This is a genomic window from Bradyrhizobium sp. URHC0002 (assembly GCF_054059515.1).
Genome location: NZ_JBSSCF010000001.1, coordinates 5,645,821 through 5,659,370, shown reverse-complemented (window position 1 = coordinate 5,659,370; position 13,550 = coordinate 5,645,821). Strand labels below are relative to the sequence as shown.

Below are 13,550 nucleotides of genomic sequence, written 5' to 3'. Positions count from 1 at the left end.
GTGGGCGCTCCGGCGCAGGCCATTTCGAGGGGAAAATTCCCCTCCTCCCGACCAGCGCGAGAATTTTATTCGGGCCGATTTGAGTTGGTTGGAACCCGCAATTAGTAAACGTCCTGCTGGAACCGGCCCTTTTTCTTTAATTCCCCGACAAAACTGACGGCCTCGTCGGTCGTACGCGCGCCGAACTGGGCCACGATATCGACCAAGGCGCGCTCGACATCCTTGGCCATCCGCTTGGCGTCGCCGCAGACGTAGATGTTGGCGCCCTCGGCGAGCCAGGTCCACAATTCGCGGCCGACCTCGCGCATGCGGTCCTGCACATAGAACTTCTTGTCGCCGTCGCGCGACCACGCCAGCGACAATCGCGTCAGCAGGCCCGAGGTCTTCAAGGCGTTGAGTTCGTCGGCATAGAAGAAATCGCAGTCGCTGCGCTGATGGCCGAAGAACAGCCAGTTCTTGCCCGGCGCCCCGGTGGCGCGACGATCGAGCAGGAAGGCGCGGAACGGCGCCACGCCGGTGCCGGGCCCGATCATGATGATCGGCGTTTTGGGATCCTGCGGCAGCGCAAAACCATGAGCCTTCTGCACATAAACCTTAAGCGCATCGCCGGGATTAATGCGCTCGGCGAGGAAGGTCGACGCCAGGCCTAAGCGTTTGCGTTTGTTGATCACGTAGCGCACGCAGTCGACCGTCAGCGACAGTTTTCCGGGCGTCGCATTGTGCGACGACGAGATCGAATAGAGCCGCGGCTGCAGCGGCTCGAGCGCCTCGACAAAGGCCTCGGGGTGCGGGCGCACGCCGGAGAATTTCTGCAGCACCGCCATGACATCGAGCGTTGCCGCGTCGCCGTCGGGGTCCTCGCCCTGTGCCAGCGCCCTCGCCTTCTCGCGCGTGGCCCCGCCGGTGATGAAGGAAATCAGTTCGAACAGCGAGTCCGGCGCCGGCGCCAGCGAGACGTCATCGATCAGGACCTCGCGCAGCGTCTTGCCGTTGACCTCAGTGGTGTGGGATGCGCCGAGCAGCGCGATGATCTGGTCCACCAGGCCAACATCGTTGCGCGCAAAAATGCCAAAGGAATCGCCGACCACATAATCGAGCCCGCAACCGGACAGATCGAACTCGATGTGCCAGGTCTCCTTTTCCGAACCCTTCTTGTTCAGAAGGCGGCGTGACAGGAAGGTTGCCGCGATCGGGTTGTCGCGCGATCGGCCCGGCTCTGCCATCATCGCGGGCACGGCTGCAGGCGCCGATGACGGCGCAGCTGGCACCTTGTCGATGTCCTCATAGAGCGCCTTCAGCATCCGCGCGGTTTCCTTGCCGCCGGGGACGCACAGGTTGAGCCGCGCTTCGCTCTTGCTCGCAATCGCTTCCGAATAGTTGTGACAATCGTAGCCGCACTGGCCGCAATCCTGCTGCGCCATCGCCGCCATAAAACGTCGCCGCAACGGGCGGCCTTCGGCGAGCTTCATGCGATCGGCGATCGGCATGGTCTGGTCGTGCCACGGGGCTTCGCCATCATCGCCGTCGCCGCCTGCGCCTTGCATGACGGCCGCACCCTGCTCCGCCGACAACGGCGTCGCATCTGACAGAAGTCCAGCGAAGAACCCGTTCAGCCAGGAACGCTGCGCCTCGGAGAACGGTGCACTCGAGGGAATGATTTCGATCTTCGGTGGAGGCGTGATCTGATTCATGAGGACACCTCGGCGTCGGCGAGCTTGCGCAGCGTCTCGCCGTCATGGCGGCGCGCAAACGTCAGGAAGGTTTCTTCGGGCGAAACGCGATGCGCGAGATAGGCCTTCAACAGTCGCTCGACCGTCTTCGGCGCGTCTTCCGCCTTGAGGTCGTGATAGACCTCCTGCCCGACATCGGCATCCGGACCAAAGCCGCCACCGGTGAACAAGTGATAGCCCTCGACCGGATCGACATCTTCGCCGACATCCACTTTCGCGGCGATCAGCCCGATATCGCTGATGTAATGCTGCGCGCAGGAATGGTGGCAGCCGGTGACGTGGATGTTGAGCGGCGTGTCGACGTTGACGCGCGGCTCGCACCAGTCGCCGATCTCGGCGGCATGGCGCTTGGTGTTCGACGCCGCAAACCGGCAGCCGGCATTGCCGGTGCAGGCGATCAGCCCGGCGCGGATTTGCGAAGCCTCGACCGCAAGCCCGACCTTCCTGATCGCGGCGATCGCAAGTTCGACATTCGCGTCGCGCACGCCCGGGATCAGCAGGTTCTGCCAGACCGTCAAGCGGATATCGCCGTCTCCGAGGTCCTGCGCGATCCTGGCCAGCCCGCGCATCTGATCGCAGGTGACCTTGCCGAGCGGCAACGAGACGCCGATCCAGTTCAGCCCTTCCTGCTTCTGCTTGTGCACCCCGATATGCGCCATGCGATCGAAAGCCGGCCGCGGGGAAATCGCTTCCGGCGGCACGCGAGTAAAGGGTTTGCCGAGCCGCTCCTCGACCAGCGCGAGAAACTTGTCGTGCCCCATTCCATCAAGCACATATTTCAGCCGGGCCTTGTTGCGGTTGGTGCGGTCGCCGAGATCGATGAAGATGCGGACGATGGCATCCGACACTCTTGTGGCGTCCGCCGGCCTGACGATGATGTCACCGTATCTGGCGAAATCCCTGTGGCCGGTGATGCCGCCGAGCCCCAGGCGAAACCAGACGCCGGGCTCTGCGCCAAAGCCATCCTTCACCTCGACCGCGGAAAACGCGATGTCGTTGGTGTCCTCCAGCACCGCGATCTTGCCGGCGCCGTCGAAGGCGACGTTGAACTTGCGCGGCAGCCCGTACAGCGAGCGATCGTTGAGGATGTGGTAGTGCCACTCGCGCGCGTATTCGCGGGTATCCAATAACTCCTGCGGATCGATCCCGGCCGTCGGCGTGCCCGTGACGTTGCGGATGTTGTCGGCGCCGGTGCCGCGCGAACAGAGGCCCAAGTCCTGGATACCTTCGATCAACGCCACCGCGTGCTTCGGCGGAATCTCGCGCACCTGCAGGTTGGCCCGTGTGGTGACATGGCAGAACGGCCCGCACAGTTTTTCGGCGAGATCGGCCAGGCCGGCAAACTGCCAGTGCTTCATGATGCCGTTCGGGATCCGCAAGCGGCACATGTAGGAATCCTGCGCCGGCGCCACATAGAACAGGCCGTAATAGCGCCAGCGGAAATTATCCGCAGGGGAAGGCGGCGCATTGTCGAGCGCTTGCTGCTTCAGCCGCGGATAGGCGTCGAACGGATGCTCCTCGCGCTTGAATTTTTCCGGGTCTGCAAGCTTCTTGCCGGAAGCTGTAGCCTTGTCCTGCGCCTTGATATGCGCGGCATCCGGCCCAGTCGGTTCGGCATTCGCCTTGCCGGCGTTACCGCCGCCAAGGCCCCGCCCCACCCGGCTGATCTGCAGCCCGGTGGAAAAGCCTTCAAGGTAGCGCTTCTGCTCGTCGGTAAAATCGACTGTGAGCGTTTCGATCTTCATGGTGCGCGACGAAGCTCCTGCGGCCACGAGGGGTGGCGTCAACGAAGTTGGGGGCGACCGCCCCTGGACCAGCCCGGGCCTTGTGAGCCGGGCCTGAATTGAGCGGTCCGACCAGCTTCGTTGCTGCGGAAATCCATCTTGGACGTGGGCCGGCAGGCATCTACGACGACCGGCCGCACTGCAACATACAAGTTGCGTGCCACCTCGATCTCAATAAATTATCTATTTATTTCAATATGTTCCGAGAAAAGCCTCAAAGCTGTGAAGCAGGCTTCACTGCTGCTCTGGAAGCAAATAGCCTAAGAATTAGGCGAGACGGGTGGATGCCCAATATTTCTTCACTGAACAGTCTGTCAGGGCTTCCAGTGGCCGATCTGAAATGCCGCCAGATGGCCGGCGATGTCGCCGGGGTCAAACGCGGGACCCACAAAGGCGCCGATGGCATCGGAAGCCCCGGGGGCCCTGCCCTGGTGGCCCATGGCGGCGTCGTAGAGGTCCGGCCTGAAGACCTCCATGGCGGTCTTGAGCGCGTCCGGCCGCATCGCCGTCTGACCCCAGCGCACCATCTGCGCATAAAGCCAGGCGGCCTGCGCGGGGTCCGGACGGCCCGCGCCCTCGCGCCCGACCAGAAGATAGCGGCCGCTCTCGCGCCGCTGGCCATCGGGGGAAATCTTGAGCCGGCCGTCGAGGGTGCGCTGGATCACCTCGGCGCCGACGCCGATCCGGTCGGGCCGCGCCAGGACATGCGCGGTCTCGGCGCGGTTTCCCGGGTCCTCGATGTATTCGGCGGCGTGGGAGGCTGCACGGACCAGGGCCGCCAGCACGTCCGGATTCTTTTCCGACCAGCTTTGCCTGACCGCGAGCACCTTTTCTGCCGCGCGCACCAGGATGTCAGAGACGAAATGCAGGATGTGGCCGACGCCGAGATCGACCGCGACCGAGTTCCAAGGCGCGCCGACGCAGAACGCATCCACATGCCCATTGGCGAGGCTGTCCACCATGTAGGGCGGCGGCAGCACCACCAGGCGAACGTCCTCGTCGGGATCGACCCCGCCTGCCGCCATCCAGAACCGAAGCTGGTAGTTGTGGGTGGAGAACGGGAACGTCATGCCAAACGTCAGCGGTTCCGCGCCGCTCTTGCGCCTGCTGGCCACGACGCGCGCGAGCGCCAGTGCGGTGGCCATGGGATCGAGGACATCGCCGTCGATCTCGCCCAGGATTGCCGCATGCAGCGCCGGCGACACCGTGATCGCATTGCCGTTGAGGCCCAGATTGAATGGCGCCACAATTGGCACCTTGACGTGCCCAAGCCCGAGGCTGGACGCAATCGCCACCGGCGCCAGCAAATGCGCGGCGTCGAACAGGCCGATATTGAGCTTGTCGCGGACATTGGACCACGACACTTCCCGCACCAGCTTGACGTCGAGCCCTTCGGCCGCCGCAAAGCCCTTGTCGACGGCGATGATCAGCGCGGCGGCGTCGACCAGCGGGATGAAACCGATATGCAGCGGTGTCGTCATTTCAACAGCTCCGAGGCGGTCAGGATCGACTGCGCGATCTCTCCGATCTTCTTTTTCTCGCGCATCGCCGTGGAGCGCATCAGTACATAGGCCTCGTCTTCGGTCAGGCCCTTCACCTTCATGAGGATTCCCTTGGCGCGGTCGATAACCTTGCGTTCCTCGAGCGCGGATTTGGTGCGATCGAGTTCGTCCTGCAGCTTCGAGAAGGCATTGAAGCGGGAGATGCAGAGGTCGAGGATCGGCTTGATCCGCTCCTTCTTCAGGCCATCGACGATATAGGCGGAAACGCCGGCGTCGACGGAGGCCTGGATCGAGGCCGCATCGCTCTGGTCGACGAACATGGCGATCGGCCGCCGCACCGCGCGGCTGACCTGGAACATCTGTTCCAATACGTCGCGGCTGGGGTTCTCCAGATCGATCAGGATGACGTCGGGATCGAGCGCATAAATCCGCGCCAGCAGGCTCTGCATTTCGCTGATATGCACGACGCCGGTAAAACCAGCCTCCCGCAATCCCTCCTCCAGGATCGCGGCCCGGATCGGGCTTTCGTCGACTATGACGATTTTCGGCGACGACTCAGCGCTCATCGATCAACTCTTGGCCCGGCAGGGCATCCATAGCACGGAAGAAGCGCGCGCAAAGCCTTGTAATTATGGGCAATTGGGACTAGTTCGTGCTGATCAATCAGGCAGATTAGATATGCAACAGGCCGCTGCGCCCAAAGTCAGCTTTGTTTCGCTTGGGTGCCCCAAGGCGCTGGTGGATTCCGAGCGCATCATCACCCGGCTGCGCGCCGAAGGCTATGAGCTGGCCCGCAAGCATGACGGCGCCGACATCGTCATCGTCAACACCTGCGGCTTCCTCGACAGCGCCAAACAGGAATCGCTCGGCGCCATCGGCGAGGCGATGGCCGAGAATGGCAAGGTCATCGTCACCGGCTGCATGGGCGCGGAACCCGAACAGATCGAGGCAGCCTATCCCGGCGTGCTGTCGATCACGGGTCCGCAGCAATATGAGAGCGTGCTGGAAGCCGTGCACCGGGCATTGCCGCCGGTCCATAACCCACATCTCGATCTCGTGCCGCCGCAGGGCGTCAAGCTGACGCCGCGGCACTATGCGTATTTGAAGATTTCCGAGGGCTGCAACAACCGCTGCAGCTTCTGCATCATTCCGAAACTGCGCGGCGACCTGGTGTCGCGCCCGGCGAATGACGTGCTGCGCGAGGCGGAAAAGCTCGTCGCCGCCGGCGTCAAGGAACTGCTCGTCATCTCGCAGGACACCTCGGCCTATGGCGTCGATATCAAATATGCCGACAGCCCGTGGAAGGACCGCCAGGTCCGCGCCAGATTTTTCGACCTCGCCAAAGAACTCGGCGATCTCGGCGCCTGGGTGCGGCTGCAATATGTCTACCCCTACCCGCATGTCGACGAAGTCATCGGCCTGATGACAGAAGGCAAGATTCTTCCCTATCTCGATATCCCCTTTCAGCATGCAAGCCCGGACGTGCTGCGGGCCATGAAGCGTCCGGCCCACCAGGAAAAGACGCTGGCGCGAATCCAGAAGTGGCGCGCGGAATGTCCTGACCTGACGCTGCGCTCGACCTTCATCGTCGGCTTCCCCGGCGAAACCGATTCCGACTTCGCCTATCTGCTCGACTGGCTCGAAGAAGCCGAGATCGATCGTCTCGGCTGCTTCAAGTACGAGCCGGTCGCGGGCGCGCCTTCAAACGCCATCGGCAACGCCGTGCCCGACGAAATCAAGCAGGAACGCTGGAACGCGCTGATGGCGCGGCAGCAAAAAATCTCCGCGCGGCGCCTGAAGCGCAAGGTCGATACCAGGCAGCAAATCATCGTCGACGAGGTCGGACCGACGGTCGCAAAGGGCCGTTCAAAGGCCGACGCGCCGCAGATCGACGGCGCGGTTTACCTCACCAGCCGCCGCCCGCTGAAGGTCGGCGAGATCGTCACCGCAAAGATCGAACGCGCGGATCAGTACGATCTGCACGGTAGCGTCGCCGGGTTCTGATAATCTGATTAGAATATCCAAGCTGGATTTGTGACGAATACTATCGACTTGTGGCGCGTCGCGTCCGAAACAATCAACGCGCTAAATGGCGATGCTTAACAGTAGGCTTCGCAAGACAGGCCGGAACCGACGAAATGAAAGACGCATGGATTCCAGTTATCGCGTCCGCAGCCGTGGCGGTCATTTCGCTAGCGGGCGCAATTTACATCAAGACCAAGATAGAAAGGCCGATGATGTCGATGTGGTGGAACAGGATCGCCGCAGTCCTGGTCGGCGCTGCTGTCGCCATTGCTGCTGACCATTTCTGGCACCTCGGATGGTATTTGGCAATTCCACTGGGGGCCATCGCCTATGGCTGCGCCCGCTTCCCGGCATATCGCCGCTATGCCAAGGACGCGAAGCCTCGCGATCAAATTTCAAACTGAGACACTACCGTAACTCCAGAATAGAACCCGCAGCGTTCACGCCGCTTGACATCCACTGCCAACTGGCTGTATGGCCCATCGCCATGAAATTGAACCGGACCAACCGCCGCACCTCTCTGCGTCGTCGCACCAGCGACGATGGGTTGCGCCGTGTCCGACGACTACGCTGATTAACTAGTTCAGCAACGTTCTCGAGAAGGCCGCACCCTCAAAAGTGCGGCCTTCTTGCGTTTCGGCCCCACCTTTTCACCCCAGCCCCACCCAGAGGAGATCGACATGACTGACGCCGCCCATCCGTTCGACGCGCTGATGGAGATTACCGCTCGCCCGCCGGTGGTGTTCGTCCGCGGCGCGGGCTCCTATCTCTGGGACGACTCCCGCAAGCGCTATCTCGACTTCGTGCAGGGCTGGGCCGTCAACGCGCTCGGCCACTCGCCGCCTGCGGTTGCGGAAGCGCTTGCCGCACAGGCCAAGCGGCTGTTGACGCCGAGTCCGGCGTTCTACAACGGTCCGAGCCTGCAACTCGCCAAGGCGCTGGTCGAGAACAGCTGCTTCGATCAGGTCTTCTTCGCCAATTCAGGCGCGGAGGCCAATGAGGGCGCCATCAAGCTCGCGCGAAAATACGGCGCGAAATACAAGAACGGCGCGTTCGAAATCATCACCTTCGAAGGCGGCTTTCACGGCCGCACGCTCGCCACCATGTCGGCGTCGGGCAAGAAGGCATTCGAGCCGCTGTTCGAGCCGAAAGTATCGGGATTCCGGAAAGCGCGGCTCAACGACCTCGATTCAGTGAAGGCGCTGATCTCGGACAACACGGTCGCCGTAATGCTGGAGCCGATCCAGGGCGAAGCCGGCGTCTGGCCGGCCACCGATCAATTCCTGAAGGAGCTGCGCGCGCTGACCAAAGAGCACGGCCTGCTGCTGATCGTCGACGAAATCCAGACCGGCATGGGCCGCACCGGAAAGCTGTTCCACTACGAACATGCCGGCATCGAGCCTGACATCATGACGCTCGGCAAAGGCATCGGCGGCGGCGTGCCGCTGGCGGCCCTGCTCGCGACCACGCATGCCTCGTGCTTCGAGCACGGTGACCAGGGCGGCACCTTCAACGGCAATCCGTTGATGTGCGCCGCGGGGCTTGCGGTGCTCGAACACGTCGCCGCGCCGGAATTTTTGAAAGCGGTGGCGGACGCCGGCCTGTTCCTGGAAAGCGAGTTGCAGAAATTGTCGGCGCGGCATGGTCTCGGCGAGGTGCGCGGCCGCGGTCTGTTGCTCGCGCTCGATCTCAAACTGCCGATCGGCGCTTCGATCGTGGCCGAGGCGCTTGCGGACGGCGTACTAATCAACTCGCCGCAGCCCGATGCGCTACGATTCATGCCGGCGCTCAACGTCACCCGCGAGGAGATATCGCTGATGATCGATTGCCTTGATGCGATTTTGGTCAAGGCAGGTGCGGCGAGACGGGTGGCTTAAGCCGCGACGGGAGCCGCGCGGCGTTGCTCGTGCGACTCCCGGACACGTAACCGGAGAGATAGACGTGACCAGACCTGATCCGAAGATCAGACTACTCACTTGCGCCGATGCCTTGGCTTACAGGGACATCCGCCTCGAGGGTTTACGCCAGAATCCGGAAGCGTTCGCCTCGACATTCGAGGATGAGCGAGACAGGCCGCTGGACTGGTTCAAGGAGCTGATTACCCAGTCGCGGATCTTCAGCGCAGTCCTCGCGCAAGAGCTGGTCGGCGTCGTCGGGCTGCGCTCGCACGCCGACGCCAAGCTGCGCCACAAGGCCATGATCTGGGGCATGTATGTGCGGCATGAAGCCCGCGAGTACGGCATCGGCGAACGCCTCATCGATGCTGCCGTGGCGTACGCGTCCAGTCATGTCGAGCAGCTTCAGCTCGCCGTCGTCACCGAGAACGAGGCCGCGCGCCGGCTCTACGCCAAGGCAGGCTTTATCGAGTACGGCCATCAGATCAACGCGCTGAAGCACAGCGGGCGCTACCACGACGACATCCTGATGGTGAAATTCCTCGGGTCCGTCAATAACGACAAGGTTCCGTAGCTCAATTGAGAGAGCATCGCGTTGCCACAGCCGTCATTGCGAGGAGCGTAGTGACGAAGCAATCCATCTATCCCAGCGCGGAGACGTGGATTGCTTCGCTTCGCTCGCAATGACGGCAAGAGCACTCTACTACGGCCGCAAGATCGCGGCCCCCGTGGTCGCCCTGCTCTCCAGCTCCGTATGCGCTTTCGCCGCATCCTTCAGCGCATAGGCGTGGTTGATCGGCACATGGAGCTTGCCGTTGATGACGGCGGCAAACAGCGTGTCGGCGCCTTCGAGCAGTTCCTTGCGGGTCGAGACGTAGTCGTTGAGCTTTGGCCGGGTCGCGAACAGCGAGCCGTGGTTGTTGAGCTCGGTGAGCGCGAACGGCGGTACCGGGCCGGAGGCGTTGCCAAAACTCACGAACAGGCCGCGGGGCCGCAGGCACGACAGCGAGCCCGGAAAGGTGGTCTTGCCGACGCCGTCATAGACGACATCGCAGAGCTCGTTGCGGCTGATCTGTTTCACCCGCGCGACAAAATCTTCCTCAGTGTAGAGGATGACGTGGTCGCAACCATTGGAAAGCGCGAGGTCGGCCTTGGCCTTGGAGCCCACGGTGCCGATCACATGGGCGCCGAGCGCCTTTGCCCACTGGCAGGCGAGCAGCCCGATGCCGCCCGCGGCGGCATGGATCAGCACGCGGTGGCCGGGCTCGACCTTGAAGGTCTTGTGCAGCAGGTACCAGACCGTCAGCCCCTTGAGCATCAGGACGGCGCCCTGCTCGTAGGTGATGTGGTCGGGCAGCTTGACCAGCTTGTCCGCCGGGATCACCCGCTCGCTGGCGTAGCCGCCGAGCGTGAAATAGTAGGCGACGCGGTCGCCGGGGTGGAAATTGGTAACGCCCGAGCCGACCGCCACGACCTCGCCGGCCGCCTCGTTTCCGGCGATGAACGGCAGTCCCGGCGCCTTGTAGAGGCCGGTGCGGAAATAGACGTCGATGAAGTTCAGGCCGACGGCATGCTGACGGATGCGGACCTCGCCCGGTCCCGGCGCCGGCACGTCCACGTCCTCATACACCAGGGCTTCCGGACCCCCTACCTTGTGCACGCGCACGGCCTTGGTCATGGCAGTCTCTCCCTCGGTATTTGCTCAGGCGCCCAACTTGGATGGCAAACGAAAGCCATCGCCGCCGCCTTGTCAACTCATCGGTTCAAATCGGCTATTTGGCAACCTTCCGGCGGTTGCGCCTGGCGAGCACATTGAACAGTTCGACGGCCGCCGCAAACACGATGGCAAAGTAGATATAGCCGCGCGGGATGTGGAATTTGAAGCCGTCCGCCACCAGCGCCACCCCGATCAGCACCAGGAAGGCCAGCGCCAGCATCTTGGTGGTGGGGTGATCGGCCACGAATTTGGCTACCGGTCCCGATGAGACATACATCACAAGGCACGCGATGATGACGGCGGCGACCATGACTTCGATATCCTGCGCCATGCCGATCGCGGTGATGATCGAGTCCAACGAGAACACGATGTCGATCACGATGATCTGCATGATCGCCCAGAAGAACACGCTGGCCTTCGACTCGGTGTCCGGCTCGCCATGACTTGCCTCGACTTCGGCATGAATTTCATGTGTCGCCTTCGCGATCAGGAATGCGCCGCCGCCGATAAGGATGAGGTCGCGCCATGACAACTCGGCGCTTCTCACCGTAATGACCGGTTCCGTGAGACCGATCAGCCACACCAGCAGGCTGAGCAAGATGATGCGGAATACCAGCGCCAGCAGCAGGCCGATCTGGCGCGCACGCTTGGCCTGCATCGGAGGGATGCGTGACACGATCACCGAAATGAAAATGACGTTGTCGATGCCGAGCACGATTTCCAGTGCCGTCAATGTCAGCAGTGCCACCCAGGCTTCCGGGCTCGTCAACAATTCCATCATGCTCTGAACGACTTCATTTGCCGGATCACGGCGTCACTTCCTATTACGTACGCGCCAATGGCGCAAAGCCCGACGACGATGGGAGCACCCACGTCGAAATCGCGGACGAGCGTATATACCGCGAGCATGGCTCCGATGGCCATCAGCCACAGGGTCAGCCAGCGCAGACGCACCACCCGGATCGGGTGCAGCACATGAAACGGCGCGAATGTAAGCGCGATCAGAACTGCAATGCCGAGAGTGGAGAGCGCCGGCGGCAAGTGCAGCAAGAACAAATAAAACGCCGCGGCGTTCCACAGCGCCGGAAAGCCGCGGAAATGATTGTCCGACGCCTTCATGCGCCGGTCCGCGAAATAGAGCGCGCCCGACACCATAATGCCGATGCCGAGCAGCGGTGCCGCCACCGGCAGCAGCATTCCGCTGGCGGTGATCGCATAGGCCGGAACGAAGACATAGGTCACGAAATCGACGACGAGATCGAGCACCTCGCCCGACCAGTTCGGTTGCAGCCGCACGACGTTCAGCCTGCGCGCCAGCGGACCGTCGATCGCGTCGATGATCAGGGCGACGCCGAGCCAGCCGAACATGTTGGCCCAGTGTTCGCGCACGGCCTCCAGCATCGCCAGCAACGCGATGCCCGCGCCCATTGCCGTGAAGATATGCACGGCAAATGCTGCGGTCCGCATTCCGCTGGTTGCCGGGACGGAATCTGGCTCTGTGGTCTGGTCCATTGCTCCGGCAGTGCTATCAGGAATCGCCCCGATTTGCATATCGGCGCTTGCGGCGTTCGGCCGCGCGATAGGGCGGAAACATTTCGGCCAGTTGATGGCTTGAAAATGCCGCTCCGACCGTCAATTGTCGGGGTATGGACAATGCATCGCAAATTTATGACACCGCCGTGATCGGTGGCGGGCCGGCGGGGTTGACCGCGGCCATCGCGCTGGCCGCGACCGGCGCGAGAACCGCCCTGCTCGCCCGCCGCGTCCCCTATGCCGACAACCGCACCACGGCCCTGCTCGGGGCTTCCACCGATCTGCTCGAACGGCTGGAGGTCTGGTCCCGCTGCCGCGACAAGGCCGCCGCCTTGCGGACCATGCGCCTCGTCGACGACACCGGCCGGTTGATCCGCGCGCCCGAGGTGCGCTTCACCTCGGACGAGATCGGCCTCGAACAATTCGGCTACAACATCGACAACCGCTCGCTGATGGTCGCCCTCGAAGAGCGTGCGGCCGAGCTTCCGAACCTGACCCGATTTGACGATGAGGCGGCAACGATCGACCCGCAGGACGCGACCGTCGTCATCCATACCGGCAAGGGCGAGCGGCTTGCCGCACGGCTCGTGATCGGCGCCGACGGGCGGCAATCGCCTTCCCGCGAGGCGGCCGGGATCGGGATCAGCCGGCGCGACCTGCATCAGTCGGCGCTGACCTTCAACATTTCCCATTCGCGGCCGCACAACGGCATCTCTACCGAATTTCACACCGCGCAAGGCCCGTGCGTATTCGTGCCCCTGCCCGGCAATCGCTCCAGCGTGGTGTGGGTCTCGGCGACCAGGGAAGCCGAGCGGCTGATGTCGCTCGGCGACGACGAATTGTCGGAAGCCGCGGAAACCCAGTCGCACTCCATTCTCGGCCGCATCCAGGTTGAAGCCGGGCGCAACGTGTTTCCGCTGACGATCGAGCGTCCCGACCAATTCGCCAGCCATCGTGTCGCGCTGGTCGGCGAATCCGCCCATGTGGTGCCGCCGATCGGCGCGCAGGGCCTCAACATGGGATTGCGCGATGCGGCCGATATCGCCGACATCGTAGGGAGTGCAATCTCGCTCGGGGAGGATCCGGGGTCGCCGGCGGTGCTGGCGCGTTATCAATCCGCCCGCCGCGCCGACGTCGCGAGCCGGCTGATCGCCATCGATGTCGCCAACCGTTCCTTGCTCAGCGATTTCCTGGGCATGCAATCGCTGCGCGCTGTGGGCATGCACCTGCTTGGTTCGTTCGGCCCGCTGCGGCGGCTCGCGATGCGCGAGGGGCTGGCGCCGACCTGGAAGCGCGTGAGCTGACCATACTGCCGTAGCCGGGCGGCGAAGTGATTTTCTACTTTGCATGGGGTTGTTTTCGAT

12 protein-coding genes are annotated in these 13,550 nt (G+C 63.0%); 5 read left to right on the top strand and 7 right to left on the bottom strand.

Annotated elements, in window-relative coordinates:
• Positions 1-101: 101 nt before the first annotated feature.
• The 4 genes from ACVWVY_RS27610 to ACVWVY_RS27595 all read right to left on the bottom strand — a co-directional run bounded on the left by ACVWVY_RS27610 (position 102) and on the right by ACVWVY_RS27595 (position 5,582).
• On the bottom strand, positions 102-1,691 hold the full coding sequence (locus ACVWVY_RS27610) for a sulfite reductase subunit alpha (RefSeq protein ID WP_456629327.1): 1,590 nt from the start codon (positions 1,689-1,691) through the stop codon (positions 102-104).
• On the bottom strand, positions 1,688-3,475 hold the full coding sequence (locus ACVWVY_RS27605; RefSeq protein ID WP_456629326.1) for a NirA family protein: 1,788 nt from the start codon (positions 3,473-3,475) through the stop codon (positions 1,688-1,690). The genes ACVWVY_RS27610 and ACVWVY_RS27605 overlap by 4 nt, the downstream gene beginning before the upstream one ends.
• Positions 3,476-3,828: 353 nt before the next feature.
• Positions 3,829-4,995, bottom strand: coding sequence for a CmpA/NrtA family ABC transporter substrate-binding protein (locus ACVWVY_RS27600; protein WP_456629325.1), 1,167 nt, complete (start codon positions 4,993-4,995; stop codon positions 3,829-3,831).
• On the bottom strand, positions 4,992-5,582 hold the full coding sequence (locus tag ACVWVY_RS27595) for an ANTAR domain-containing response regulator (protein ID WP_057852587.1): 591 nt from the start codon (positions 5,580-5,582) through the stop codon (positions 4,992-4,994). Before ACVWVY_RS27595 ends, ACVWVY_RS27600 begins: the two co-directional genes overlap by 4 nt.
• Before the next feature lie 112 nt (positions 5,583-5,694).
• Here ACVWVY_RS27595 and rimO point away from each other — a divergent pair, with 112 nt between their 5' ends.
• From rimO to ACVWVY_RS27575, 4 genes are all read left to right on the top strand, one after another.
• On the top strand, positions 5,695-7,020 hold the full coding sequence (gene rimO / locus ACVWVY_RS27590; RefSeq protein WP_456629324.1) for a 30S ribosomal protein S12 methylthiotransferase RimO: 1,326 nt from the start codon (positions 5,695-5,697) through the stop codon (positions 7,018-7,020).
• Positions 7,021-7,154: 134 nt separating this feature from the next.
• Positions 7,155-7,445, top strand: a complete 291-nt coding sequence (locus ACVWVY_RS27585; protein WP_456629323.1) for a hypothetical protein — start codon at positions 7,155-7,157, stop codon at positions 7,443-7,445.
• Between the two features lie 276 nt (positions 7,446-7,721).
• Positions 7,722-8,918, top strand: a complete 1,197-nt coding sequence (locus ACVWVY_RS27580; protein ID WP_456629322.1) for an acetylornithine transaminase — start codon at positions 7,722-7,724, stop codon at positions 8,916-8,918.
• A 64-nt stretch (positions 8,919-8,982) separates the two neighbouring features.
• Positions 8,983-9,510 (top strand): N-acetyltransferase family protein, encoded by a 528-nt coding sequence (locus tag ACVWVY_RS27575; protein WP_456629321.1) that lies wholly within the window; start codon positions 8,983-8,985, stop codon positions 9,508-9,510.
• Positions 9,511-9,639: 129 nt separating this feature from the next.
• On the opposite strand, the gene ACVWVY_RS27570 is transcribed toward ACVWVY_RS27575, so the two are convergent.
• The 3 genes from ACVWVY_RS27570 to pcsA form a co-directional block, all read right to left on the bottom strand.
• On the bottom strand, positions 9,640-10,614 hold the full coding sequence (locus tag ACVWVY_RS27570; protein WP_456629320.1) for a quinone oxidoreductase family protein: 975 nt from the start codon (positions 10,612-10,614) through the stop codon (positions 9,640-9,642).
• Positions 10,615-10,708: 94 nt separating this feature from the next.
• Complete coding sequence (locus ACVWVY_RS27565; RefSeq protein ID WP_456629319.1) at positions 10,709-11,434, bottom strand: TerC family protein; 726 nt, start codon at positions 11,432-11,434, stop codon at positions 10,709-10,711.
• Entirely contained in the window at positions 11,431-12,165 is a 735-nt protein-coding gene (gene pcsA / locus ACVWVY_RS27560) for a phosphatidylcholine synthase (protein ID WP_456629318.1), read from the bottom strand. The genes ACVWVY_RS27565 and pcsA overlap by 4 nt, the downstream gene beginning before the upstream one ends.
• A gap of 134 nt (positions 12,166-12,299) precedes the next feature.
• Between pcsA and ACVWVY_RS27555 the strand changes: the two genes are divergently transcribed.
• Positions 12,300-13,490, top strand: coding sequence for a UbiH/UbiF family hydroxylase (locus tag ACVWVY_RS27555; protein WP_456629317.1), 1,191 nt, complete (start codon positions 12,300-12,302; stop codon positions 13,488-13,490).
• Positions 13,491-13,550: the final 60 nt, after the last annotated feature.